Source organism: Flavobacterium succinicans LMG 10402 (assembly GCF_000611675.1).
Classification (GTDB): Bacteria; Bacteroidota; Bacteroidia; order Flavobacteriales; family Flavobacteriaceae; genus Flavobacterium; species Flavobacterium succinicans.
The window spans coordinates 70,529-97,080 of sequence record NZ_JATV01000009.1 but is presented as its reverse complement, the minus strand read 5'-3'; the positions used below and the strand labels follow the sequence as shown (position 1 = coordinate 97,080).

General features: G+C 34.1%; 18 protein-coding genes. 2 read left to right on the top strand and 16 right to left on the bottom strand.

The genetic code is table 11. The features are described from left to right. Positions 1-3: 3 nt before the first annotated feature. The 3 genes from AO58_RS0110555 to AO58_RS0110545 are packed head-to-tail and all read right to left on the bottom strand — an operon-like array spanning position 4 to position 7,125. Positions 4-2,655, bottom strand: a complete 2,652-nt coding sequence (locus AO58_RS0110555) for an alpha/beta hydrolase family protein (RefSeq protein ID WP_081764664.1) — start codon at positions 2,653-2,655, stop codon at positions 4-6. A gap of 7 nt (positions 2,656-2,662) precedes the next feature. Further along, the gene (locus tag AO58_RS0110550; RefSeq protein ID WP_024981672.1) at positions 2,663-4,081 is read right to left on the bottom strand and encodes a RagB/SusD family nutrient uptake outer membrane protein; all 1,419 of its coding nucleotides are present in this window, start codon (positions 4,079-4,081) and stop codon (positions 2,663-2,665) included. Positions 4,082-4,098: 17 nt separating this feature from the next. Further along, positions 4,099-7,125, bottom strand: a complete 3,027-nt coding sequence (locus AO58_RS0110545) for a SusC/RagA family TonB-linked outer membrane protein (RefSeq protein WP_024981671.1) — start codon at positions 7,123-7,125, stop codon at positions 4,099-4,101. 600 nt (positions 7,126-7,725) lie between these two features. Between AO58_RS0110545 and AO58_RS0110540 the strand changes: the two genes are divergently transcribed. Then, on the top strand, positions 7,726-8,133 hold the full coding sequence (locus AO58_RS0110540) for a helix-turn-helix domain-containing protein (RefSeq protein ID WP_024981670.1): 408 nt from the start codon (positions 7,726-7,728) through the stop codon (positions 8,131-8,133). A gap of 502 nt (positions 8,134-8,635) precedes the next feature. Here AO58_RS0110540 and AO58_RS18450 read toward each other — a convergent pair. From AO58_RS18450 to AO58_RS18385, 12 genes are all read right to left on the bottom strand, one after another. After that, positions 8,636-8,896, bottom strand: coding sequence for a DUF3943 domain-containing protein (locus tag AO58_RS18450; protein ID WP_503089845.1), 261 nt, complete (start codon positions 8,894-8,896; stop codon positions 8,636-8,638). Then, complete coding sequence (locus AO58_RS17200; protein WP_051536683.1) at positions 8,896-9,504, bottom strand: DUF3943 domain-containing protein; 609 nt, start codon at positions 9,502-9,504, stop codon at positions 8,896-8,898. The genes AO58_RS18450 and AO58_RS17200 overlap by 1 nt, the downstream gene beginning before the upstream one ends. A 292-nt stretch (positions 9,505-9,796) precedes the next feature. Beyond that, positions 9,797-11,893, bottom strand: a complete 2,097-nt coding sequence (locus AO58_RS0110530) for a heavy metal translocating P-type ATPase (RefSeq protein WP_024981669.1) — start codon at positions 11,891-11,893, stop codon at positions 9,797-9,799. A 36-nt stretch (positions 11,894-11,929) separates the two neighbouring features. Beyond that, positions 11,930-12,397: an MgtC/SapB family protein gene (locus AO58_RS0110525; protein WP_024981668.1), complete on the bottom strand. Its 468-nt coding sequence runs from the start codon at positions 12,395-12,397 to the stop codon at positions 11,930-11,932. A 10-nt stretch (positions 12,398-12,407) separates the two neighbouring features. Continuing rightward, complete coding sequence (locus AO58_RS0110520; protein ID WP_024981667.1) at positions 12,408-13,277, bottom strand: bestrophin family protein; 870 nt, start codon at positions 13,275-13,277, stop codon at positions 12,408-12,410. A gap of 61 nt (positions 13,278-13,338) precedes the next feature. Further along, positions 13,339-15,300 (bottom strand): LTA synthase family protein, encoded by a 1,962-nt coding sequence (locus AO58_RS0110515; protein ID WP_024981666.1) that lies wholly within the window; start codon positions 15,298-15,300, stop codon positions 13,339-13,341. A 279-nt stretch (positions 15,301-15,579) separates the two neighbouring features. Beyond that, entirely contained in the window at positions 15,580-16,212 is a 633-nt protein-coding gene (locus tag AO58_RS0110510) for a phosphatase PAP2 family protein (protein ID WP_051536680.1), read from the bottom strand. 290 nt (positions 16,213-16,502) lie between these two features. After that, a complete protein-coding gene (locus AO58_RS0110505; RefSeq protein WP_024981664.1) occupies positions 16,503-16,760 on the bottom strand; it encodes a heavy metal-binding domain-containing protein in 258 nt (85 codons plus the stop codon). Positions 16,761-16,954: 194 nt separating this feature from the next. Continuing rightward, positions 16,955-17,629, bottom strand: a complete 675-nt coding sequence (locus AO58_RS0110500; RefSeq protein ID WP_024981663.1) for a DUF1345 domain-containing protein — start codon at positions 17,627-17,629, stop codon at positions 16,955-16,957. A gap of 139 nt (positions 17,630-17,768) precedes the next feature. After that, a complete protein-coding gene (locus AO58_RS0110495; RefSeq protein WP_024981662.1) occupies positions 17,769-19,019 on the bottom strand; it encodes an efflux RND transporter periplasmic adaptor subunit in 1,251 nt (416 codons plus the stop codon). A gap of 11 nt (positions 19,020-19,030) precedes the next feature. After that, entirely contained in the window at positions 19,031-23,350 is a 4,320-nt protein-coding gene (locus AO58_RS0110490; RefSeq protein ID WP_024981661.1) for a CusA/CzcA family heavy metal efflux RND transporter, read from the bottom strand. 96 nt (positions 23,351-23,446) lie between these two features. Then, positions 23,447-23,773 (bottom strand): DUF6660 family protein, encoded by a 327-nt coding sequence (locus tag AO58_RS18385; RefSeq protein ID WP_035717660.1) that lies wholly within the window; start codon positions 23,771-23,773, stop codon positions 23,447-23,449. A 1,219-nt stretch (positions 23,774-24,992) separates the two neighbouring features. On the opposite strand from AO58_RS18385, the gene AO58_RS0110470 reads away from it, so the two are divergent. Next, positions 24,993-25,265, top strand: a complete 273-nt coding sequence (locus AO58_RS0110470; protein ID WP_024981657.1) for a hypothetical protein — start codon at positions 24,993-24,995, stop codon at positions 25,263-25,265. Positions 25,266-26,154: 889 nt separating this feature from the next. Here the strand turns inward: AO58_RS0110470 and AO58_RS18000 are convergent. Then, a complete protein-coding gene (locus AO58_RS18000; protein ID WP_155959416.1) occupies positions 26,155-26,325 on the bottom strand; it encodes a hypothetical protein in 171 nt (56 codons plus the stop codon). Between the last annotated feature and the right edge of the window lie 227 nt (positions 26,326-26,552).

Here is a 26,552-nt window from a genome sequence, read left to right as displayed (position 1 = left end):
TCCCTATTCCGTTTCTTTTGATACTGTTTTAAATTCAGCTTCCCCTTTCATCCAATAATCAAACCATTCCATCATTCGCTGACTGAGATTCTTCTGGTTTTCTGGATTCTCTAGTGAATGGTCTTCGTCAGGATAAACGAGCATCTGGGTTGAAACTCCCAATTTTCGAAGCGCTAGATAAAAGGCAATGCTTTGATTCCACGGAATAATCCTGTCATTTTTACCTGCCCATAGCAACAGCGGGGTTTTTACGTTTTCGGCGTGCATAATGGGTGAGTTGCTGACATATGCTTCCTTATCTTCATACAGCGATTTTCCAATGCGGAACTGCTGATTTTCAAATCGCCACATATCAGACTGAAAATAACCATTCCTGCTGATATTAAAGTAATAAGAAATGATGTCGCTCACTCCGGCTCCGGAAACGGCGGCTTTAAAAATATTGGTCTGCGATATGATGAAATTGGTTTCATAACCCCCGAAAGAATGCCCGAACAAACCTATCTTATCTTTATCCACCAATCCTTTGCCTGTAACCGCATTGACTCCGGCTGTTACACAATCAACGGTCGAACTTCCAGGATTACCCATCTGGTAGATGATATCGGGCATCAGCACAAAATAACCATTGAGCGTATAATTGGTTACATTAAAACCCTCCCGATTCGAGAAGCTGGGATTGACATACTGATGAAGTTCATCAGACATTACATCATAGATATGGACTACCATTGGATATTTTTTTGTTGGGTCATAATTGGCAGGATAGAACAGCGCCGCTTTTAGTTTTTGACCTTTACTATTGTAGTAATACAGTAATTCAGATTTTCCAAAAGAATACTCTTTTTGCTGTTTGTTGGACTGAAATAAAATTTTGGAAGCGGTCTGGTTTTTCCGTCTGAATTCCAATCGCGGTGATTGATTAAAAGTTTGAGTCTGGAAGAGATAAGCACTGTTTTTGCTCTTGCGGATTTCATCGATTTTACTGGCTTCATATACTATGGGTTGTTCTTTCGATTTATCATTGTAAATAAAATATCCCGTTGACCAGTTTTCTCTATTGGTGGCTTCGAGCAGCAGGTCTTTGGATAGATCAAAAATGGTGGGTTTCCTTCCATCATAGTTACTCTGTGATCGCCAGTCATATTCAATGGGAGTTATCCTGTAAACTAGGTTTTTCTCGTATCCTCTGGTTAATCGCTTGCAAGAAGAACCATCGATAGCCACTAGCCAGATATCATTGGCATCATACAATAAAACATTCTTTCCATCATTGGTCCAGCCCAGATTGCCATAGGCTCCAAATTGGTGGGGAGCATCTGCAGTATTATAGTTATCCCAGTGAGTGGTAACTTTTTGGGTCAGATTGGTATGTTTTTTTGCCAGAGGATCATAAACCCACCAATTGTTTTCCCGGTAATATAGTATTTTGTTGCTGAAGGGATCAAATCCCATCTGGTTGGGGTCAACGGATTGCTTTTTCAGTATCAGCTCCTTGGAACCATCCTTTAGATTGGTTAAATAAAAATCCGCTTCTTCATAATATTTCGATTGCAGGCCATAGGAAAACTTATTGTATAAAACAGCATACTGCTGTTGTCCGCTCAGCATGATTGACGGTAGCTCGTCATCGCTGATCTGTAAACATAAACCCGTTTCAGGATACCAGAGAGCTACTTTGGGAATATCGCCCTCAGTCTGCTGCCGTTGTCTGTCTGCATAAAGCCATTTGTCGTTGCCGTGCCAAATTTCAGGCACATCCGGCTTTTCTAAATTAGGATCCTTCTTTTTGGCTAACATAAAAAATACTTTTTTTCCATCGTCGGAAATGGCATATGTGGTCCTTTTAAAAACTTCCATATTCTTTGAATCCGCTTTAGAGGCATAATCCAGTGAGAAGAGCTTTTTATCAGCAATTCTATAATAATTCACGGTAACTTCCTTAGTAGCTGAATCTGTCTCCCGTAAAAAAGCCACCGATTTAGAGTCCTTAGCCCACATCAAGTTAAAAAAGTGACTGCCGTTTGCTTTTGAAATAGCAGTATGTGAATAGCGAGCAAAATGAATAATCCCTAGCTCGCTATAATCCTTTTGACTCGAAGTATACATAATTGCATCCTTATCTGCATTTAACGCATATTCAGAGATACCTTCGATACTGTCAATTACCTTCCCGTTAGAGTTGCGTATCTGCATCAGGCATCTTTCACCGTATCCTTTATTCAGGGTGATTATATATTGGCCATCCTTTGCCAGCTCATACCGCTTAACATTATCATAAACCGCAATTTTGCCTGTGGGCAGCTCCATTACTTTTAGTTTTGAATCGGGAGCTAGAAAAGCAAAGAGTTGTTCCCCTCCAAAACGACCGTCATTTCCTTTTGGGAAAACATAGCTTTTATTTTTAGCGATGTTCTGCACAAATAAAGTATCACTGTGGTTTTCGTAACGCATCGCATAACTTGCCCATTTCCCTTGGTCAGAAATGGCTTTTACTTCTAGTGTTCCCCATCTCTGGTAATCGTTCTCGGTTAATGCCTTCTTTTGTTGTACCTGCCCCATACAGGGACAGGACAGTAACAAAAGAAGTGTAGCCAATACTAAACTCAAAATTTCGAAGTCAATTTTTTTTCTTATTATTAGTATTGCTTTCATAATGATTTTAATATCCCGGGTTTTGTGGATTAAGATTTGGATTGGAATTCAATTCAAGAGCAGGTAATGGCCACAAACTATCAGTAGTATTCCATCCCGGTTTGGATACAGATAGTATTTCGTCCAGTTTTCCAGTTCGTTTTAAATCAAAAAAACGTTGCCCAAATTCAGTAAACAATTCAAAACGCCTCTGATTAAGAATATCGGTTTTAATATCCTCGGCTGTCACAGCATTTGTAGGGTTAAGTCCTGCCGTTGTTCTAATCCGATTTAGATCCTCCTTCGCCCCAATCAGATCGTCCTGATAAACTCTCGCCTCGGCTCGAATCAAATATAGTTCCGCTAAACGAAACACTATGGAATATTCCACTGAACTCGGGGTCGTCGATTGTTGTTTATATTTAGAGGCATGGTACCACGTGGAGACTCCATCAGTTACTTCGGTTGTCCAATGCGTTTTTCTCTGATCACCCTGCTCAAAAGCATTTACAAACTCCGGTTTAAGTCCCACGACCGGTGGTGGACCAGAAGTAAAAATGTACAGACTACCCTCTGCAGTATTACTGTCGGATGTGTTAGGCATAAATTGCCAGATTGTAGTGCGGCTTTCTTTTAGAAAGATTTTATCCAAATCCGTTTCCCAGCTATAGAGTGGATTATTAATCACAGAAGAGGCGGCATTGGATGCTTCAGGATACATTCCCATATACAAATAGACCCTTGCCAAAAGTGCTTTAGCAGTACTTCGGTTGGGAAGAATGCGCTCAGGCGAAACATAATCCTCTGATAGTAATTCAACAGCTTTGTTCAGGTCCATCAGAATTAGGCTGTAGATTTTATCGGCTGGCATTCTGGACACTTTGCTGTTCAGCAGATAATCCGTTGTGGTGATATAAGGAATATCGCCATAGAGATTTAACAGATAAAAATGAAGCAATGCCCTCACAAAGATAGCTTCCCCTTGCAACTGTTTTTTATTGGCTTCGGCAATGGATATGGAATTATCCAATCCTTCAAGAACTGCATTGGCGCTATAAATCTGGCTGTAACTCTTGTTCCAGATATCGTTTACACCTAGTTCACCAGGAAATAGCGAATTGGTATAAAAATTGCTTACGTCATATGCGTAGTAGTAGTCAAATTCATCGGCGTAGAGGCCAAGATTACAGGAAACACCATTTGAATTTCCATTTAACAAGCCGCCATCTCTCATTTTGGCATACAAACCCGCCATTGCGGCATTAGCAGTTCCTGCATCTTCGAACACGGTTTTGGCTGTCAGTTGTGAAGCAGGAAGATCCACTTCCACAAAGCTGTCGCAGCCAGCTAGTGTTAGACATACCGCTATAAGGAAACAACTATTAGCAGTCAATTCTTTAGCACTTTTATGAAGTAGCTTTTTAAAAATAATAAGTATATATATCATGGCTGTATGTATTAAGGTTAAAAAGTAAGCTGTACACCAGCCGTGATTATTCTTAACGGAGGCAGGTAGGCAGTATATTTAAATTCGGGATCACCGCCTTTGTATGGGGTAAATGTTAACACATTCTGTCCCAGCAGTGAGATTTTGCAGTGCACCCCTTTGATGGCCTGTTGTGGCAAGTCATAACTTAGTGCAACATTTTTTAATCGAATAAAAGAGGCATCTACAATGGAGGCATTACTGTCCAGATAATTATAATAGGCATTTACGGCATCCCCATTTTCACCTGATGTATTCATTTGAAAGGGAACTTGATCGCCTGCATGTTGCCATGCATTGGTCATATCCGAATGCTGATTAAAGAAACTTCCTCCAGGAACGCTGGGACTGTAGTCATAATTTTTCTGTTTTACAAATTGAAAAAGAAAATCCAATTGCCAATTTCCATATTGAAACTGGTTTTCTAAACCTCCGAAATATTTTGGAGTGAGATCCTCAATATTTTTTTTGTCTTCCAAAGAAGTAATCATTCCATCTTTATTGATATCTTCCACTTCATAGAGTCCGGTTTGCGGATTGACCCCATTTAACTGATATGTCTTTACAATGCTTGTAGATTCTCCGATAACATAGCGATTAGAATAAGTAGATCCTTCGAGTCCCGGAAAAGAAAGCAGTTTGTTGTGGGAAGCCGAGATATTAAAGTTAGTTGTCCATTTAAAATTGCTACTTTCAAAATTTAAGGTTCGCAGTGTAAATTCCAGACCCATATTTTGGACGGTCGCGTTTAAATTGGCATTAATAGAGCTGAATCCAGTGGTGCCAGGCAAAGGAATTCCCACCAGCTGATTGGACGATCGATTTCGATACCAAGCCAGCGTAAAGAATATGCGATCACTTAGAAGCCCCATTTCCAATGCAGCTTCCAATTTTTTATTGATTTCCCAACTAAAATCCGGATTGTAGAGTCGTGTAGGATCCAAACCGATGGCACCATTATAGTTTAGACCAGAGGATGTATAAGTATCCAAATACTGATAATCCCCTATTTGATCACTGCCTGAACTGCCATAACTCGCTCTAAGCTTTCCAAAACTAAAAACGGTGTTTTCCTTGAGGAAATTTTCCTTCGAGAACAGCCATGCGGCTCCCACAGCTCCAAAAGCGGCAAACTGCTTACCTGGACCAAATCGGCTGGAGCCGTCCCTTCTTCCTGTTATATTCACAATGTATTTTTGATCCCAATTGTAATTGAGCCGCCCAAAAAAGGCTTGGTATTTATACAGCGTTTCATCGCTTACATAAATGGATTTTTGCGTGGCAGAAGCTATATCTGTAATCTGGCTGTTGCTGGCAAAACCATATCCGAACTGGTACAGCCTTGAAGAAGTTTGTTGCTGCGCGGTACCCCCCACCAGTATGTCAATTTTACTGATTCCAAAATCATGGTTCCAGCGAAGCTGTGGTTCCACAATCCATGATTTTCTTTGAGTATTGTTGGAAAACATCGATGAGCGGTTACTTCCCAATCCATAGGCAGGATCATACATCGTCGAAGGCAATAGTCGCTGTTCTGCATTCTTTAAATCCGTTAAGCCTAAGTTAGCCTTGAGTTCCCAACTGGGGGATATTTGATAGCTAAGTACGGTATTGGCAATAAGATCATTTGTTTTTGCAGTGGTGATGGCGCGAAGTGCTGCCAATGGATTTCTAAAGGTACTGTTTTCAAAATTCAGGTTACCGTCGGCATCATATAAAGCGGGGGCATTTGGAGCCAGATTTCGTGCAGTGCGGCTAATATCGGTTTCAGGCTGTAGATTGTCTTGGGCGGTATAGCCTGTTGAAAAAGTGAGTTTAAACTTTTTATCTTCACTCCTATGGTTCATGCTAAAATGAACAGCCGCTTTATCGTACTCAAAATCTCCCGGGAGTACCGTTGTTTCAGTGTGATAGGTACCACTCAACAGGTATTGAGTTAAATCGGAACCACCCGATACGGATGCCTGCATATTGGTGATTACCGCAGTACCGCCCAAAAGTTCCTTCTGCCAATCGGTATTGCGGTTTTGATCCCAGGTTCCATTAATGTCATATGCCCAATCAGGATATGTAGTAACACCATCATTGGCAAAACCCTGTCTTCTCATTTCCAGATACTGCTGGGTATTCATCAGGTCTATCATTTTGGTAACTTTTCCAATTCCTGAGGAGGCAGAAACTGTTACATTAGTTTTCCCTGCCTTGCCTTTTTTGGTAGTAATCAGTACCACGCCATTGGCACCGCGTGAACCGTAGATAGCCGTTGCATCGGCATCTTTTAGAACTTCTATGCTCTCAATATCGTTGGGATTAATACTGTTTAACGGACTGGTGGGTGTAGGTATTCCACTAGTAGTATTGCTGTATCCGATTACTTCCGACGAATACGGCACGCCATCAATAATATACAGTGGTTCATTGCCTTCTTCACGAAGACTGTTGAGTCCTCGTATCTTTATTTGAAACCCACTTCCGGGCGTTCCCGTATCTTGTGTGATATCGACTCCAGCCATACGCCCTTGCATCGTGGCCAATACATTGGTAACGGGCTGTTTCTCGATATCTTTTGCGGTAATTTTAGAAATGCTCCCAGTGCGTTCGCTGTTCTTTACCGAATAATATCCCGCATTAATCTTCACCTCCTGAAGTTTGGTCGTGTTTTCCTGTAAGCTGATGTTGATTGTGGTTCGCCCTTGCACGGAAACCTGTTGTGTTCGGTATCCGATATACGAAAAAACTAAAATGTCTTGTGGTGAGGCAGAAAGGGTATAATGACCATTATAATCTGTTACGGTGGCATTTGGTTTTCCTTTTATAGAAATGCTTACGCCTGCTAAGGGATTGTTACCATCAGTGACAGTTCCTTGAATGTGAAACTGTTGGGTAATTTCTAGATTACGCCGTTCTGAATTGTTGGCTTGTATAGGGGAAAAAGACAAGATGACACCCATTAAAAACAGGAAACAAAAAGTCTTTCCACCCCTGTAAAATGAAAAATTATTCATAATATTGGATTGGTTAAGTGAAACGTTAGTTAATTTAGCTACGGTCCTCTATTCAACCGCCAAGAAGAGTTAGAGGGCCATTTTTTTGTTGTACCGCAATGGCACAAAGTTTTTTTTGTGTTTTTTAATTCATTGGCAATTTTTTAAAGGTTTTTTAAACAGGAAAGCCAACTGCCGTTGCCTGTTGCAGCCAGACGGTGGCAGTGTCTTTCCCAACTAATTCATTAATTAATGGTATTACGAAACTTAAAAAATGAAGCAGTGCTAAGAATTAAAGTTGAGTTTTACCTAAAAAATATAGGCATAAAAAATGGCATGGAACTCAACTTAAACGCTTTCAAGGTACTGGTATACCCTCCACACGAATAAGTGAGCCCACGCCATAGGACGTGAGCATCTTACTTATCATCTCGTGTGTATAAAATTACCAGTTTTTGAAAACGAGATTCAAAGCGAATGCTTCAATATTGTATTTGAAGAATCGCAAAATTACTATTCATAATAGTATTACAAAACAAATATATCGAATTTATTTCACATATCTATATGTATGTGTGAAATATTTTTTTAATCCTTTATTTTCTAAATCAAATTAAGCAGATGATTATAGAAATAATTATATCAGAATTAGATTTTTATTTAATTGAACGAGTTAGAGAATTAAGATTAAAATCTAACTTATCACAAGTGATGTTAGCACATAAACTAGGAGTATCAGAAGGGTATATTGGAAATATTGAAAATCCAAAGCAGACCGCAAAATACAATATTAGAATGCTATCGCGAATAGCAATAGCCTTAGAACTAGACTCTTATCTAGATTTATCTCCTAAAAAACCTTTTTCCAATGATTTGGTTAAAATAAAAATTAATTTATTTGATAAAGGAGAAGTAAAAAAAGACTTACATCAACAGGGTGAGAAAATTGAAAGATTTAAAGAAATATCTATTACACCTCTCTCTGAACAGGAGATACTGGAATATGATAAAAGTAGAGTTAAAAAATAGATTATGAAATGGTATGAAATAATCATATTAATAATAGTAATCCCAATAGGTATATATATTGTAAGTAAGGTTTATAAGTTTAGGAAAAGTTTTAGCATATGGATTAATAAAATAAAGTGAGTTTGTTTTAAAACATTATGTTCTGAACTTATTAGAAATTTTATTTTATTTACTATAGTAGAGTCTGTTCTACTATGTGAATATTATAAAATAACTATTTCAATTTTTTTTTTAAAGGGTTGAAGAAGTTAACAAAAAATTAAAGATAAATGACAAAAAATAGAATTTGATCTTAATTAAATACCACTACTAAAAAGATGCTATAAAAGCATCTTTTTATTTTATAACGAATACTTGTCAAATCGGGAGTATTCGAATTTAGGATACAACATTACGGGAATCACCATTTTATCTTTAAAAGATGGAGTGATATGTAATAATAGAGTTTGTTGAGTTGTGGTTTGTTGGGCTTTACTTGAGAGGAAAGCTTGTTTCAAAAGAATTAAAAGCTAGCTGAAAAGCTAAGTCCTAAAGTAGCACTTTTGGTATATGGATTGAACCCCACTGGAGCCACATTAAGTTGTGTTTTTACCTTTTGTTTGTAACCGAAACTATCCATAATAGTATTAAGTGGATCCATCAATAACAAGGAGGTTTTACCCAGAAATTTTGAATTTAATACTTTGGAATCATTTTTAAGAATACTTTTCTTGGCATAAAAAAAGCCTTCTCCCACTACGGAACCTAAGACAGGTGTGACAATTAAATCTTGTACTGAGGGAATCTCTGCAAAGGCTTCAACCCCATATTCCCAGAAAAAAAAGTTGACATTATAGCGGAATACGCAAAGGATTCTAAGATAGTAAAACCATTACTTCTAGCCGTCATATAATATACACCTCCAAAGTACGGGTGCATTACATAATTTAAAAAGAAATTATCTTCGTCTATAACGGGGCCTGCTTTCACATTCTCTTTCCATTTGGCTGTTATTCCGTTTTTTTTCATTTCTTCCTTATCCCATTTTGTGAAGCTTTCAGGAAGAGACCATAAAATACCATAAGCGACAATAGTTGTACCAAAAACAATAGCAGTATTGTATCCTAATTTTCTATAGTCTTTTGTTGTTGGTGGATATACGAGGGAATCATTAATTTGAAAAGAAGAGTCTAATTGAAATGAATCCTCTTTTTCAAAAGTATAACTTTTAGTTTTGTCATTTTCTAATTTATCGATATTGGAATTAAAAACTAGTAGAGAGTTGTCAAATGAGAATTGGTTGGTGTCAGTATTGCTGATTTGTTGGGCAAATGTTGCAACTCCTATCAATGTAAAAAGTAAGCTGTAAATATTATTCTTTGTTTGAATCATGGGTAATGTAAAAAAATATTTTATTTAATATTGTTATCAGATATATATCTCAGAATTTACGTTCTTTCAGATAGCATAAAAAATAATTTCCTGCTTAAATAGAATTATTTAAGCAGAAAAAAATATTCATATGAATGCTATGTTGACCAACTCAATTAATAAGTTTTGGAACCGTTATACTTCTGATTTCATTTAATTATAGTTAGAATCTCTCTTGTTCTTTGATTCAATTTGCTCCTTCTTGAAATATTGAATACTTTTCGTTGAAAAGAGCATTATTTGAATCGGTTTTTTAAAACTTCATTCTCTGTATTCTGACTGCGTTTAAAATAGCAAGCAACGCTACACCCACATCTGCAAAAACGGCTTCCCACATTGTTGCTAGACCACCAGCCCCAAGAACAAGAACAATTGCTTTTACTGCAAATGCCAGCCCAATGTTTTGATAAACAATTTGTTTTGTTTTTTTTCCAATATTTATAGCTGTGAAAATTTTAGTAGGTTGGTCGTTTTGAATTACAATATCTGCCGTTTCAATAGTTGCATCACTTCCTAAACCACCCATTGCAATTCCGGCATCGGCAAGGGCAACCACTGGCGCATCGTTTACACCATCGCCCACAAAAGCAATTTTTAGGTTTTGTGATTTAAGTTCCTCTACTTTTTCTACTTTGTTTTCAGGTAACAAATCGCCATAGGCTTGATCGATATTTAATTCTTTTGCAACAGCATCTGCAACGGCTTGTTTATCTCCCGAAAGCATTACGGTTTTGATGTTTATTTTATGCAAACTTTCGATAGCTGTTTTTGCATCTTCTTTTATTTCGTCAGCAATTAGAAAGTATCCTGCATATTTTTGATTGATGGCAATAACTATTATTGTAAATGGTGTGTTGTCGATTTCAGCATCGTAACTGATATTGAATTTCTTCATTAATTTTACATTTCCTGCCAATATTTCTTTTCCTTCTACATTACCTTTCAATCCGTGTCCTGCAATTTCTTCGACATCGGTAACTGTTACCTCTTTTTCTGAACCTTTGGCATATTCAATAATAGCAGTTCCTACCGGATGTGTGGATTTGGTTTCTAATGCTGCTGTGAATTTTATTAAATCAGCTTCCGGAATATCAACGGCTACCACTTTTTGAACTTTAAAAACGCCTTTGGTCAGCGTTCCAGTTTTGTCCATAACTACTGTTTGAATAGATGCCATTATATCTAGAAAATTCGAGCCTTTTACTAAAATTCCATTTTTACTTGCTGCACCAATACCTCCAAAATATCCCAAAGGAATAGAAATTACCAGCGCACAAGGACAGGAAATAACCAAGAAAACTAAAGCTCGGTATAACCAATCGTTGAAGATATAATTTTCTATGAATATCATTGGAACTAAACAAATACAGATTGCCAAAAACACAACTATTGGGGTGTATATTTTAGCAAATTTTCGAATAAATAGTTCGGTAGGTGCTTTTTTAGCCGTGGCATCTTGCACCATCTCAAGGATTTTTGACAACTTACTATCAGTGTAAGCCGTTGTCACTTCGACTTGAACAACTGTATTCAGGTTAATCATTCCTGCAAGAACGGTTTCTCCTTTTTGTTTTGTATCTGGTTTGCTTTCTCCTGTTAATGCTGCTGTGTTTAAGGAAGCATTATCTGAAAGTAATTTTCCGTCGAGTGCTAATTTTTCTCCTGGGCGTAATTGGATTATTTCTCCAATGACAATTTCAGCTGCTTTTTTATCAATAGTATTGCCCTCTTTGATAACTGTAGCGGTATCTGGTCTTTGATCCAACAATAATTTGATGTTGTTTTTTGCTCTTTGAACTGCCAGTGTTTGAAATACTTCGCCAACGGCATAAAATAGCATTACGGCAACACCTTCGGGATATTCACCAATAGCGAATGCTCCGATTGTAGCAATACTCATTAATAGGAATTCTGAAAAGATTTCGCCTTTACGTATGCTTTCAAAAGCTTCTTTTATTACCGGAAAACCTACAGGAGCATAAGCTACTACATACCAAGAAATACGCACCCAGCCAGTGAACCAAGTTTGTGGAAAATAATTATCAAAACCAATAGCAATGAGTAATAGCACAAAACTTATAACTGCTGGCAAGAACATTTGAAACGTCGTTTGATTACCGCCTGAATGGTCGTGTCCGTCATCATCCGAATGCTCATCGTGATTGTGCTGGTCCTTTACTATTTTTTTAGCCTTTGTATCATCGTGTTCGTTGCTACAACAGCTTTCTTTTTTAGTTTTCTTTTTTACCTGCTTATCTGCCATTTTATTTATTTTTTCTTCTTGTGAACAGCAAGTCATTTTACCTTGAGCATCATAAGTGTGCTTGTGTTTTGGATCTGTATTTTTCATTTTTTAATCATTTTAAATTAATTAAGAATATTTTATTTAATCATTTTCGTTTTCCTTACCGTGTTTTATTATCATATTTTGCTTCCATTTTATATACCATTTTTGATGGTGTAATGAAAGTAGAAAATACAATGCGCAAGCACCTATTATAGCTATAATAAACATATCTAATCCTACCGCAACACCAACTGCTGATGTACACCATACGGTTGCTGCTGTTGTTAATCCGTGTGATGTTCCTGCAGTAGAATTGCGATAAATAATTCCAGCACCTAGAAAACCAACGCCTGTTACAATATTTGCAATTACTCTTGAAGTATCCGCTGGGTTATTTACCAAATGGGCTGTAATAGCTGTAAACAAAGTTGCGCCAATACATACGGCTGCATACGTTCTTATTCCTGCATCTTGACCGTGTTTTTCTCTATCTAAACCAATAAATCCTCCTAATAAAAAGGAGACAATCAGTTTGGAAACAATAATTAATTCTGCATTTATATCCATAATTTATATATTACATTATATAAAACGATTTTGGCTTTTCTACAATTGGTAAATCTGTATCGCCTATCAATTCTTTAATATTTATTTCTATTGTTATTGCAAGACTTGTCATTGGAATGTCGGTTGTTACATTTTCGAACGGATCTTGTAATATAATTGCCGTTCGTTCTATGGCTATAAATATTATAGGTATCAAAGCTGTTAAAAATATTTCTACTAAAACATATTTATCATCTAACCCAAATGGTAAAAGCGTGGCAAAAACATAAATAAAAAAATGTACCAATAAGCTGTATGATTTTGGAAAAACGGTGTTTTTAATACGTTCGCATTTTTCCATAGAGTCACACAAGCGACTTAAAGTACTGTCAATCTGTATTTGCTTGAAATCGCTAATTTCTAGTTTAGATAGTGCTTCACTATGTTGATTAATTATTGCATTTGGGATGTTGTTTTTTGATAATTTATGTTCTTTAACATAGTCGTATACTTTTTTTGAATACGATAATTTTCGCAACGATTCTCCTAAAACATAACACCAAATTATTTGACGGTACGCAAAATCCTGCACAATTTTAGTGTCTTTTTCTGGTAAAAATTGCTTTACTTGACGTATTAAAGTTCTTGAATCGTTTACTATTGCACCCCAAATTATTCTTGCTTCCCACCATCTTTCATAAGCTTGGGCTGTTCTAAAAGCCAGTAATAATGATAATGCAGTTCCGATTATGGCACTCATAGCAATTGGTATTTCTATTTTTGACAGAAAACCGTACTGGTCAGCAATTCCTACTACTATAGCATAGATTAGAATGGCAGTTATGTCAAATTTTATTTGTTTCAAAAATGTGAATATTGATATTCTTTTATTTAATAGCATAAATTAATTTTTTAATTATTTAGACAAAATCCATCTAGAACAAAAACATAATCATTTATAATTAATTACTTTGTTTCATCTTACCATTTTTGAATCGTTCACTCGCAGTTTGGTAATAAGAAACAGTTAATTTTTCTAAATCAATTAAATTTTTATTTTCTATTTTTTTCATTATTTTCTTTTCTGCATCCCATATATAATTATTTACTTTTTTTCGGTCATTTATTTCTGTAAAATATTTATTCTTTAATAATCCTAATGTTCTATAATTTCCAATTAAAGCTCTTTCTTCATTAGGTTTCATTATATTAATATCTTTGCCATAAAGTTCTGTTTGATAATTCCAATTCAAATATCCAAATACTGTTGGCATTAGGTCAATTTGCGATACAAGTTTATTGATTTTTTGTTTTTGATTATTCAAATTGTAAATCATTGCTGGAATATGATGATTTTCAATATTTATTTCCCATTTACCAGCACTATTGGCACAATGGTCAGCAACAATTACAAAAATTGTATTTGAAAACCAAGGTTTTGTTTTCACTTTTTTGATATATTGTCCTAAAGCAAAATCAGTATATTTTACTGCACTTTCTCTACTTCCTTGTACCATATTTATTCTTCCATTAGGAAATGAATAGGGTTTATGGTTAGATGTTGTCATTATAAATTGAAAAAAAGGTTTGTTTTTTTTTGAATTTATATTGGCATATTTTATAGATTGAGTATAACTATCTTCATCACAAATTCCCCAAGCATTTTCAAATGTTACTTCGTTGTCTTCTATTGCAAATCGTTTTGTTTTAATATTATCAGATAGCGGATTTCCTCTGTTTCTATCTATTATATTAAACCCTTGACCGCCAAAAAAAGTGTTCATATTATCAAAATAGCCATCGCCTCCATATATAAAACTTAAATCATAATTTTTCTTTTTTAATATCGTAGCTATTGAAAATATACTTTCATTATTTGGTCTTCTTACAATACTGTTTCCTGGTGTTGGTGGAACGCAGAGTGTGAGTGCTTCCATACCTCGAACAGTTCTTGTACCTGTAGCATACATATTAGTAAAGAATATGCTGTTTTTTGCTAATGCTTCATAATTAGGTGTTAGATTTTGTTGGTTTCCAAATTGTTTTAAAAAATCGGCACTAAAACTTTCAATAGCAATTAAAACTATGTTAGGGGCTTGTTCTTTTGAGCCACTTACGTTTCTTGTAATCGCATCTTTTTCTTGATTTGTAAATTCTTGATTGTTTTGAAGCAATTCCTTTTTTACTATTTTATATGCTTCTTTGTTAGGCAATGTTTTATAAAATGTTGTATAATCTAACTCGTTTGAATGCAATGCTGAAAAAAAAGAGAAAACACCATTTTTGCTTAATTCATTTTCATAATTATTGATACTCCATTCTGCAAGTTTATTTTTTGCAAAAAAAGCGAAAAGTAATGTTACTAGTAATAAAGGTAAAACATTAAAAAGCCTTTCTTTAAATTTTGGTTTTTCTGTGAATGTTTCCCTAAAAACATTTTTCTTCTTATAAATGACATATATAATGAAGATTAAAGTAAATAGAACCAAAATTATTAATGGGATTGGATAGGATTGATTTATATTTTCAAAAACTTCATAAGTATATATTAAATAATCAACAGCAATAAAGTTAAACCTTGTATTGAATTCCTCCCAAAATGGAAATTCCGCAACAAAAGAAAAAATACTAATGAATAGTAAAATACCCATTAAAAAATAAGTAATTACCTTATCAAGTATGCTACCGACAAGTTTTGAAGGTAAAGCAAGTAGATATGAATAATAAATTGTAGAAAAAAACAAAGCTACTGATAGGTCAAAGAAAAATCCTAAACTGAAAATTTTGATAATTGAAATAAGAGAAAAATCAATATCATCAAATGATAAAGCATAAAGGGAAATTCTTATCCCGAAAGAAATCAGAACATAAGTTGATATAAATGAATATAGTAATGAAAATCGTTTGTTAAATATATTTTTCATTTTTTTAAATTGTATTTTTAGTTATGAGAATCCAGAGACCATTTCTCCTTCATCTTTTATTAAAAGAAATATACTTCCTAAAAGCATTGCCTAATCGATTCTACTGCCTTGAAATAGTTTTTAAAATCATCAATGATACTGGCAGTTTGGGATAGGTTTAAGTTTTTTAAAGACTTCATTGCAGATGTTGGGTATTTCTTTCGTTTTAGAATGTTTGTAATCTTTTTATTTTTACTATATATAAAACATAAGTATTTGATTTTAAATAAAAAGAACTATTTATTCCCAAAGTTGTGGGATTTTTTTCCTCTGTTTTTTATTAACCCATTTATTCAATTTGTAGGAAAGATAAGCTGATCCGCTTCCTATGATTGCGCCAGCTAAAACGTCACTTGGATAGTGAACACCCAATACCATACGAGAATAGCTTACTGCACTTGCCCACGCAAACGAAGGAGCAATAATGTACCATTTTGGATACGCCATACTCAAGGAAGTGGCAGTTGCAAAAGCTAAAGAAGCGTGCCCTGATGGGAAAGAAGGTCCGGTTGCTGTTGTAACTTGCTCAATATCTGGATAAGTTACAAATGGTCGTTCTCTATTTACTGTTTTTTTTAAAGCAAATGTTATAAATCCTGAAGCCAAAAAGGCTTCTCCAATAAAAATAGCTTTCTTTTTGACTGTACTATCTTTCATTATCAATCCGACAGAGTACATAATAATTGGAGTTCCAATACTTACAGGAGCTAGACTATTTGTAATTCCTTTTAATGCTGGATCCAGTGATTTGTTCCTATTATGATTTATGTTTCTTAAAACATCAATGTCTAAATTCTGGGCATTTGCAAAATTTATGCAAAAAAACAACACCACTAAATTGGTTATTTGTAACAAATTTATTTTGTTTTTCATTCTTCTGTCTTTTTAATCAAAGTTTTTATAATGCAAATGAGTACAGAAAATAATACTCATTTATGTTCTGTTTTTTAATGCTTGTGCTCTAGATCGTGCGAATAGCCGTGTTCTTAATCTTCGGCAGACATTTCTTTCGATTTAGAGTTTATGAACATCATCAAAATGATTTTCTGAATCATTGTGAGTAGAACAACCTGATTGTTTGTTTGGTGATTTATTTTTTCTTCCTGTCTGCACCAAAGCTGTTTACTGTTTGCATCGTATTTGTGTTGGTGTTTCTTTTTTAGTTATTTATGATTATGTTCTAAATGGTTTTTATTTTCTTCGTGTTCAATTTTTATTAATGACATTTTGCAAACAGGACATTTTCCAGAAATGTCATAAAATTTCCCTTTTTCACATTTCATAGGGCATTCGTAGACTATCTTATGGGCTTCTGCCTTTTTGTGAATATGAACCTTTTGTACTTTTTTCTCTTCTTTACAGGAAAAAACAATCGTCATTATTGCAATATTTATAATTCCTAGTATGATTAATTTTTTCATCAAATTAGATTTAAAATGTTTCTTAAATTATATAAAAGAGAGTGCAAATAGGAATTATTTAAAACCCTAATTTGATCCTTGGTTAATGTTATTATGAAAAAATGGTAGCCATTCCAAGCAAACCTGAAAGCATTAATACACACTTCCAACAATTGAGTCTGTTGTTCATTTTCTAAATTTTTTATATTAAATAGTTATTTAAAACTGGCAATACTATTAATAGTCAGTGCCACAATAATTGTATTGAACGCAAATGAAATTAGACTGTGCAACAAAACAAATCTTCTGATAACCTTTGAGCTTACTTGGACATCTGAAACTTGAAATGTCATACCAATTACGAATGAGAAATAGGCGAAATCAATATAATCAGGCTCCTCCTTACACGGAAATTTGATACCTCCAACATTACTACCCGTTTTTAATTGATTATGGTCGTGATATAAGTGTGCATACCGAATTGTAAAAATTGTATGAAGCAATGTCCACGACACTAAAATGGGCGATAATGAAACGATTGCATCAAATATTCTGTTAAAGGACGATTCTTCTGTACCTTTTAAAAGGAGTAAAGTACCAAACAAACTAACACAAACAGCAATGAGCACTATCGTAAAAATCACTTTAAGTCCATCATCCTGACGCTCTACCACCTCACATAGATCTTTATTTGTGGTAGTAAAAAACAATGCCCAGCTAAATATAATTAGAGAAAAACAAAAGAGATCCCAGGATAAAATTATCCTGTTTTTAATATCAATTTTAAAAAACAGTAAAATGAAATACAACAATAATGATAAGGTAAGACAAATTATTATCTTTTTTATTCCGCTAGTATTTCGCAGAAAACTATATTTTGTTGTTTTCATATTCAGCAATTAATGATTTTTCTAATATTATTTTGGGGGCATAGTCTTCATCAATTAATTTACTATCACAACCGCCAATACAAATAATACTAGCGGTCTTAGATAGTCTTAAGTTTTCTAATGCTTCTTAAACTACTTATTAATGTGTATGCTCACCGCCACCTTTCATAGCAGACAGTAAATAGAAAGCTCCTTTAATTACAATTTTTGCATCGGCAGGAATTGCTTCAACAAATTTCACTTCGGTATACCCTAAATCTGTTGTTCCTGGTACAACTTCTATTGCTTTGAAATGTACTTCGTTGTGTCCTTCTTCCTCGCCAACAGCTTCTTCAGAATGTGCTTCGCCTTCTTTGTGTTCGTGAGCTTCTGCTTTTTTACCTGTGGCTTTTTCTTCGTGTTCTTCCTGGATATAGACAAAGTATTTATCTCCATTTTTTACAACAGCATCTTTGGGTAGGGCAGGGACGGTTGCATTTTTAATATTGATATTGGCAGAAACATACATTCCAGAAATTAAATCTTTGGAATCAGCTGGATTAATTTTGGCGTGAACAGCAACGGTTTTGCTTTCATTTGAAAAGGATTTATTGATACCAAATATTTTTCCTTTAATGGATTTGTTTCCTTGATTAGTCAAAATAAAGTCTATCGTTTGCCCCACAGAAATTGATTCCAAATCTTTTTCATAAACGTTTAAGTCCAAGTGCATCTGGCTATTATCTACGACTTCAAAAAGGGTTATTCCTGTTTCGGCAAATGCTCCTTTGGCAATGCTGATTTTTCCAACATAACCGGATATTGGTGAAACTATCGGTACCAAACTTGATCCGCTTGTACTCATATTCAGGGCTTGCAATTTGTTTTTTGCAGCTTTTGCTCTGGCTCTTTCAACAGCTAGTTTTGATTTTACTTCCTGAAGTACTTTTCTAGGGTTTACATTTTCATCAGTTAATGTTTTCTGGCGATTGTATTCTAATTGCAGGTATTCAATATTGGCAACAGCCGAATTATAATCTTCCTGCATTCCAACTACTTCTAAATTTTGAATAGTTGCCAGTACTTTTCCTTTGTTTACATACGTGCCTTCTAAAACAAAAATATCCTTAACCGTTCCTCCAATTAAGGTTGAAATGTTAGCCATATTTTGTGGTGGAACTGTCGTATATCCATTGGCTTTAATCACTAAATTAAGATTCCTGTTTTCTACAGAACCTGTTTGAATACCAACTGTTTTGAATTGTAAGGCTGTTAATGCTACTTCGTTTTCTGATTTTTCTTCTTCGTGTCCTGCTTCTTCTGTTTTCTTTTCTCCACAAGAGGTGAGAAGTAGTAAGAATAAAGTATTAAGTATTAAGAAAATTTTGAATTTTGAATTTATATTTTTCATTTTGAGAAATTTTATTTGTTAGAAATAGATGGAAATTGCAATTGAATAGCACTTTGATTATAAGCATTGGTAGCTTCGGCATTTTGCTTTTTGATGTCGATAGCCTGATTCAAAAAACTGATGTAATACCAATAACTCATATCACCATTGGCATAACTTTTTTGAGCCGTTGCAATTATTTGTTCTGCATATAGCAAACCTTCCTTTTGATAATAATCTAATGCTTTTTGTTGCTTTTCGAAATCATTTTTCAATTCCTGCATTTGTAATTTCAAAGTCAATTTATTTTTGTCTAATTCTAATTGGGATTGCGAAATACTGATAGCAGATGCTTTAGCTTTAGCTGAATTTACCCCACCAAATAAAGGAATTTGTAAACCCGCAGTAAACCCTTGAAAATAAGATTTGGTATCAATGGTTTGTCCAAAATAACCTAATCCTAATTTTGGTGTTCGCAATGCTTTAAAAGTATTGGCTTCTTTTTGATACACCGAAATTTGCTGTGTATAATAATCGGTTACCAACGTTTCTACTTTGGATTGGTTTTCATTTGGTTGAAATGAATATTGCATTGGCGTTGTACTATCCGGTACAATATTCTCTTCCGTTTGAATAAAAAATTGTAATTGTTTTTGGTAAATTGCCAAATCAAATTCGAGTTGCGCTTGCTGTGTTTCTATTTCTTTTGACTTTGCTTTGGCACTGATTACTTCAATTTTTCCGCTTTCGCCTGTTTCAAAACGTAGTTCTGCATTCTTTAAGAATTTGGAATAAATTTCCAATAAATCTGCATTTAGTTTTTGTACAGAAACACCATATAAATATTGATAGTAGGCGATTGTTACTGCTTTTTCGATTTCATATTCGGATAATGCTTTTCGTTTTTCAGCTAGTTTCACCAATTCTTCCTGTAATTGACGATTGGCTTTTGTAATTCTTCCAATTGGAAAATACTGCTGTATCGAAACATTGCTATCATAATATTTACTATTGAATTGCCCACCCTGATATTGCACTTGCAAAGGATCTGCTTGAAATGCTGTCTTTTTCAGAACCGTTTGTTTCTCAATTTCCTTATCAGCAATCTTTAAATCAATGTTATTGGTTTTTGCAATTTCGATAGCTTTTTGTAATGAAATAGGCTGGCTATTTTGAGCAAAAGAAAAACTACTTATCAATAAAACTATTAGGGTAACGATTGGTGTTTTTATTTTTCTTCTTGCTTTAATTCCTTTTTCAAACAATAAATAAAGTATTGGTAAAACAATCAACGTCAGTAATGTAGCCGATAATAATCCTCCAATAACAACTGTTGCCAATGGTTTTTGTACTTCAGCTCCACCGCTGGTGGATAATGCCATTGGCATAAATCCTAAAGAGGCTACAGCAGCTGTCATTAAAACAGGTCGTAAACGTGTTTTTGTACCCATTAAAACTCTTTGTAATGGATCGGTTATTCCTTCAGATTTTAATTGATTGAAATAAGAAATCAATACAATTCCGTTTAACACTGCGATTCCGAAAAGGGCTATAAATCCAATTCCTGCCGAAATACTGAAAGGCATTCCCCTCATCCATAATGCGAAAACACCTCCAATGGCTGATAATGGAATAGCTGTAAATATTAGCAAAGATTGTTTCATACTATTGAAAGTAAAATATAGCAGCACCATTATTAATGCTAATGCAATAGGTAAAGCAACCGAAAGTCTTTTAGTAGCTTCAATCAAGTTTTCGAATTGTCCTCCATAAGTAACATAATAACCTGGGGGAAGTTTGAAATCTTTATCAAGTTTAGCCTGAATTTCTTCGACAACGCTTTTTATATCTCGACCACGAACGTTTAATCCAACAGTAATTCTACGTTTACCATTCTCACGAGAAACCTGAACAGGGCCTTGCTCATAAGAAACCGTTGCTACTTGTGATAGTGGTACTTGTTGTCCGTTTGGTAAAGGAATAAATAGATTACTCACATCTGTAATATCTGTTCGGCTAGCTGCATCCATTCTCACCACTACATCAAATCGTTTGCTTTCTTCATAGATTTTACCTGCGCTTTCTCCTGCAAATGAAGAGCGGATGATTTGGTTGATATCGGTAATATTCAAACCATATAATGCAATTTTATTGTAATCGTATTTTACAGTAATTTGCGGTAAGCCTGTTACTTTATCTGCTTTTAAGTCTCCAATACCTTCAATATTATTGACTTTAGCAATCAATTCTTTGGCTTTAGTATCTAAAATTTCTAAATCGTCACCAAAAATTTTAATGGCTATATCACTTCGGCTTCCGGTCATTAACTCGTTGAATCGCATTTGAATTGGTTGTGAAACTTCAATATTAGCACCTGGAATGGCTTCCATTTCTTCTTTCATTGCATTGGCTAAATCTTCCCAATTGTCGTAATCACCTGTCCATTCACTTTTGTCTTTAAGTACAATAATCATATCCCCACTTTCTATAGGCATTGGATCCGTTGGAATTTCACCACTACCAATTTTAGTTACTATGGTTTTAATTTCGGGAAATTTAGCTTTTAGAATTTTTTCATATTCTGTGGTTGTTTTTACCATTTGCGAAAGCGAACTTCCGGTCATAATTGTAGCATTTAAGGCTAAATCTCCTTCTTCAATTGTTGGAATGAATTCGCCACCCATATTTTGAAAAATTACTAGCGCCAATACAAATAGACCTAATGAAATTGCCAAAACTGCTTTTTTGAAACGCAATGCTTTTTCTAAAAACGGGGTATATATTCCCTCGAACCAAGCCATCATTCTATCACTAAAATTGGTTTTGTGTTCTGTATTTTTGGATAAGAACATCGCACTCATCATTGGTACATAGGTTAAAGACATAACAAATGCACCTATTACTGCAAATCCTACTGTCATTGCCATTGGTCGGAACATTTTACCTTCTGTGCCAACTAATGCCAGGATTGGTAAATACACTATTAGGATAATTATTTCCCCAAAAGCGGCACTGTTTCTAATTTTGGAAGCCGATTGATATACCTCTTCATCCATTTCAGATTGGGTTAAATCTTTTTTTCTTTTGAGTTTTTGCAAATGATGCATTGTGGCTTCGACAATTATAACCGCACCATCGACAATAATTCCAAAATCGATTGCTCCTAAACTCATTAGATTTCCGCTTACTCCAAAGGTATTCATCAAAATCACAGCGAAAAGCATTGATAATGGAATTACAGATGCTACAATTAGTCCTGCACGAAGATTTCCAAGAAATAAGATCAATACAAATATTACTATTAATGCACCTTCCAATAGGTTTTTAGTAACAGTTCCTATGGCACTATCTACTAATTTTCCTCTATCGATAAAAGCTTCAGCAACCACTCCCTCTGGAAGAGTTTTGTTGATCTGATCCATTTTTTCTTTTACTCTATTGACAACTGCACTTGAATTTTCTCCTTTTAGCATAAGAGCCATTCCACATACAATTTCTCCTTTTCCGTCTTTAGTAGATGCCCCATAACGTAGTGCTACACCTTCTCTAACTTCGGCTACATTTCGAATTAAAATAGGAGCGCCGTTTTTATTGGCAACCACTATATTTTCTAAATCTTTGATGCCTGTAGCCATACCAACACCACGAATGAAATAAGAGTATTGGTCTTTTTCAATGTAAGCACCGCCTGTGTTTTGATTATTTTTTTCTAAAGCCTCAAAAATATCGGTAATGGTTATTCCTAAACTATTTAGTTTATTTGGATTAATAGCCACTTCATATTGTTTTAATTTTCCTCCCCAGGTACTGACTTCGGCAACACCTTCAATACCCTGTAATTGTGGAGTGATAATCCAATCTTGAATGGTTCGTAATTTTACGGCATCGTATTTATCTTCATAGCCTTTTTTGGCATATACATCGTATTGATATATTTCTCCTAGACCTGTAGAAATAGGTCCTAATTCTGGAGAACCTGCATATTTAGGTATGTTTTCTTCAGCTTGCTTTAAGCGTTGAAAAATTTGCTCTCTTGCCCAATATATATCTACATCGTCTTTGAAAACAACAGTTACCACAGATAATCCAAAACGAGAAATGCTTCGTAATTCAATTACTTTTGGAATCGTTTTTACAGCTTGTTCGAGTGGATAGGTAATTAATTGTTCTACTTCCTGACTTGCTAAAGTAGGGGCAGTGGTAATTATTTGTACTTGATTATTAGTTACATCTGGCAAGGCATCCAGCGGTAAATTTTTAATAGAATAACTTCCCCAGGCTATAAGCACAAGGGTAAATAAGAGTATAATGAACTTGTTCTTTATACTAAATTGTATGATTTTGTCTAACATTGAAATATTATAATGAATTAGAAATCAGCAAATAGAATATTTGCCATTATTTGTGAAAAGGTCACAATTTTCTAACCCGAAATTACTCGGGCATCATTATGCTATTTGAGGCGGTTGCCAAATACTTCCGAAGAAATTGGAAGCAAAAACGGATTTGTATGTAGGTAATTGTGTTTTGATACCTTTAGAAGGTATTGGAAAGTCAATAATTACAAATTCTGAAAAACTTGTAATTTGTGAACCGCAACAATTGCAAATGCAAAATGGGGAACATAAATCTTTACTTTTATCGTGCGAATGGTTTTCAAGGTCTGTCTGATGTACATTTAAAGAATGCCCCGCACTATTTACTTCCACATCAGCACAGGGCATAGATGCCAAGGCTATTAAGTAAATTGACAATATGATGTTTAACCATTTCACGAGTGCAAAAATAAGATTTTATTTTTTATAATTATTAATTATTTATACTGATTATTAATTATTTGTAATATTTATTATAGTAGAGCCAATATTTTGCAGCAACTCCCAATAACAAAAGCAACAAAAGCAACAAAAGGAGTATTATCATTATAGTGCGAATTACAGTATATACTGTTATCGGCTTTTTGGATTTAGGTTTAGATTTAGGTTTTTGGTTGTTCGGTCTTTTTGTTTTTTGCTTTGCCATTATTATATCTATAACTGTAATTAATTTAAAATAAAGAAAACTTTGTAACTAACTCTATCTATTAGAATTGTCTTCTTTTAATTATCAAAAAAATTAAGCATTAATTTGTGGCGGTTGCCAAATGCTCCCGTAGAAATTGGAAGTAAGAATTGATTTGTATTCAGGTAGTTTTTTGTCAATTATGTTTTTGACGGTAATAAAATTGTAATTCGATACTATATTGTAGACAAAACCCTGACAGCCATAATGGTTACAAATGCACAAAGGAGAACATGCATCTTTCTCATGGTGCTGTTTTGAACTATTTGTTATAGTTGCTTTTTCAGACGAAACACCTTGTTCCTTGTCTGCGCAAGGCATACAGGAAAGTACTACAATGATAATTGATAATATGATATTTGTAAATTTCAAGAGTGTAAAAATAGGAATTTTATTTTTATTACAAATAATTATTTATAATGATTATTAATTATTATAAATAATTATTGTAGTAGTATCAATATTTTGCAGCAACTCTCAACATCAGAACTAGTAAAACGAATATTATCATTTATCATACGAATAATAACACATACTGTTATCGCCATTTTGGATTTAGCTTTTGAGATCTTCAATAAAAAAAAGTTCGACATTTGTTAGTATGAAAATACTTTAGAATTAATGCCATCATTAAATCTGTTACCACTAGTTATATAATCCTTTTTCTGATAGATATTCTTCATAAAAATAAGATATTGCGTTATAACAACTAGCAATATTTTTTTCTAGACAATTTAAGTACGAAGACTGATGCTTTTTTAAAATATTATCATATTTCTTTAGGATTCATTCACAAAAAAGTTCAACACATCTAAACACCTACTCTCAGACATTAAAAGCCTAACAAGGACATGAAATACCTTTTTCAAAAGTCTAAAAAATTACTCCTTAATTTCACTCATTATTTAACAAATTAAGATAGGAGGCGCGAAGATGAACGATAATATAACTAAAGATGATTTAAGCCAATTTGGTATATTGCTAGTGGAGCAGTTCAAAAAAATTGTAGAGAAAAACCAAAATAAAGAAGAAGGTGGCTTAAATCCAGAATGGCTTAAAAGCCGTGTTGTCAGAAAACTTATGGATATGTCATCAGCATCGTTACAGAATCTTCGGATAACGGGAAAAGTGCGCTTCAAAAAAGTTTTAGGATCTTATTATTATAGCAAATCAGATTTAATGAATCTGTTCAGCGATAAAAACTAATATGAGACTGCAAAAACTTTCAAGATACCTTTCCATTTTAGAAGAGGATCCCAGGCTTAATGTTTGGCATTTCGCTCTTTTAAGTGCAATTCTTTGTCTCGGATATAGACAAGGACACACTAAGATAATTAAAGTAAGTCGTAGCAAAATAATGTCGCTTTCACATATCAGTACCTTACCAACCTATCATAAATACTTTAAGGAGTTACAGCAAATGGGTTATGTAAATTACCGACCATCCTACCATCCCGGATATCGAAGTGAAGTGGAAATTACTATAAAGCCTTACAAACCACAGTAAGGCTTTTTCTGAATTGACATGTAATCAAAATTTTTATAGCAAAAATCATAGAATATTGTGCAACTATGCCGTCTGGGAACCTATATTCCGAATTTGTTCGGCGGTAGACACAACACTTTCAACACTACAAGTAGAAATCGCAAATATGATTTGAGTACACTAATCACTTAACAATATTTTTATAATTCTTAAATAATGTTTACTTTTGAAGTATTCATTATGAATTATCTCGTTCTTTTAAAGTCAATCAGTTTCATGCAGGAAAGTCTAAAACAACCCAGATTTCAAGGAGTTTTTAAACTTATGGCAAAATCGTGGCAAACCAGATTTTTACGAAGTAAAATATAGGTATTAATGCGGGTTTTTGAGCTTAGGTTCGATTCTCGGCGACTCCACAAAAGGGAAGGTATCGAACACCTTCCCCTTTTTTTTTATCAAAACATTACAAATCAATCAGTTATAAGTTTAAAAAATAAGTATTCGACACAGTTTATTGCTAAAAAAACACCAAAATTGTTTAAAAAAACTAGAGAGTCAACGATAATCGAACGCCTTAACAATCTAAAAAACAAACAATTAACACTACATTCATTTCTGATTTTTATCTTTTTCAATTTTTTGATTTTCTTCATATATCTCTTTTAGAGTTGCTTCAACAATCATTCGAATAATTAACTCAACCAGAGCTTCTTCCTTTTCAGCCTCTGTTTTGAGCTTCTTTTTATTTTTTCTTGTAAGATTAGGACCTTTTGATTTCATGCTAATATTATATAATCCTACTAAAGATATATTTACACAAATATTAAAATCAAATTTAAATTGGAAGTTAAAGTGGGGTAATCTTAAAATTAATTTTATAAATATTATTTATATTCACTTAAGCTACGCATTTAATCAAATCCAGAATCACTTTTACAATTGACTTAGGAATATACCTAAATTAATCGAAAAAAAGTTATCAATATAAACCCTGAAAGTCATGGTTT

Coding starts and splice junctions, on each gene's coding strand:
- AO58_RS0110555 (WP_081764664.1), bottom strand. CDS start 2,655: ATGAAAGCAATACTAATAATAAGAAAAAAAATTGACTTCGAAATTTTG.
- AO58_RS0110550 (WP_024981672.1), bottom strand. CDS start 4,081: ATGATATATATACTTATTATTTTTAAAAAGCTACTTCATAAAAGTGCT.
- AO58_RS0110545 (WP_024981671.1), bottom strand. CDS start 7,125: ATGAATAATTTTTCATTTTACAGGGGTGGAAAGACTTTTTGTTTCCTG.
- AO58_RS0110540 (WP_024981670.1), top strand. CDS start 7,726: ATGATTATAGAAATAATTATATCAGAATTAGATTTTTATTTAATTGAA.
- AO58_RS17200 (WP_051536683.1), bottom strand. CDS start 9,504: ATGATTCAAACAAAGAATAATATTTACAGCTTACTTTTTACATTGATA.
- AO58_RS0110530 (WP_024981669.1), bottom strand. CDS start 11,893: ATGAAAAATACAGATCCAAAACACAAGCACACTTATGATGCTCAAGGT.
- AO58_RS0110525 (WP_024981668.1), bottom strand. CDS start 12,397: ATGGATATAAATGCAGAATTAATTATTGTTTCCAAACTGATTGTCTCC.
- AO58_RS0110520 (WP_024981667.1), bottom strand. CDS start 13,277: ATGCTATTAAATAAAAGAATATCAATATTCACATTTTTGAAACAAATA.
- AO58_RS0110515 (WP_024981666.1), bottom strand. CDS start 15,300: ATGAAAAATATATTTAACAAACGATTTTCATTACTATATTCATTTATA.
- AO58_RS0110510 (WP_051536680.1), bottom strand. CDS start 16,212: ATGAAAAACAAAATAAATTTGTTACAAATAACCAATTTAGTGGTGTTG.
- AO58_RS0110505 (WP_024981664.1), bottom strand. CDS start 16,760: ATGAAAAAATTAATCATACTAGGAATTATAAATATTGCAATAATGACG.
- AO58_RS0110500 (WP_024981663.1), bottom strand. CDS start 17,629: ATGAAAACAACAAAATATAGTTTTCTGCGAAATACTAGCGGAATAAAA.
- AO58_RS0110495 (WP_024981662.1), bottom strand. CDS start 19,019: ATGAAAAATATAAATTCAAAATTCAAAATTTTCTTAATACTTAATACT.
- AO58_RS0110490 (WP_024981661.1), bottom strand. CDS start 23,350: ATGTTAGACAAAATCATACAATTTAGTATAAAGAACAAGTTCATTATA.
- AO58_RS0110470 (WP_024981657.1), top strand. CDS start 24,993: ATGAACGATAATATAACTAAAGATGATTTAAGCCAATTTGGTATATTG.
- AO58_RS18000 (WP_155959416.1), bottom strand. CDS start 26,325: ATGAAATCAAAAGGTCCTAATCTTACAAGAAAAAATAAAAAGAAGCTC.